Genomic DNA, 514 nt, shown 5'->3' on the forward strand with positions numbered 1-514 from the left:
AAGGACCATTAATTCCTGGTCCTTGAAGGTGTAGCCGAGCTGGCGCTCGAGACGGCTTAAAGAAACGCTCACGGTTTACCCATATCTGTTTGGTGGCACCGGCGGCCATCGACGATTGACGCAGTGTTCAAATTCAAATCCTGATTGGTGCAGCATGAGGCAGGACAGATTTGTCCCCACCCCAGAAAAGCATTCGGCGCTGTGTTCACAGCGCCGCCTGTATTACTTGATCAGCCCGACCCGCGAGAAGTTCGGCAGGTGGCTGAGTTTGGGTTCCGGCCAGCTCATCCAGACCGCGAAGGCCTTGCCGACGATATTCTGGTCGGGAACCATGCCCAGCAGGTCCTTGGGAATGTTGGGGTCATCCCAGTACCGGCTGTCATTGGAGTTGTCGCGGTTGTCGCCCATCATGAAGTAGTGCCCGGCCGGCACTTTCCATTCGCCATCAGGCTGGGCACGGTAGCGGCTCATTTCCTTGCGGATTTCGTGCTCTACCGTACCGAGTTTTTCCTGG

Annotated in this window: 1 protein-coding gene; it reads right to left on the bottom strand. The window is 56.6% G+C overall.

Annotation, left to right across the window (positions count from 1 at the left end; genetic code table 11):
• Positions 1–222 precede the first annotated feature (222 nt).
• The coding region (lepB, locus tag RSB01_RS14290; RefSeq protein ID WP_332625794.1) for a signal peptidase I at positions 223–514 on the bottom strand (292 nt) is incomplete at its 5' end.

The organism is Brevundimonas sp., from assembly GCF_036659295.1.
GTDB lineage: Bacteria > Pseudomonadota > Alphaproteobacteria > Caulobacterales > Caulobacteraceae > Brevundimonas.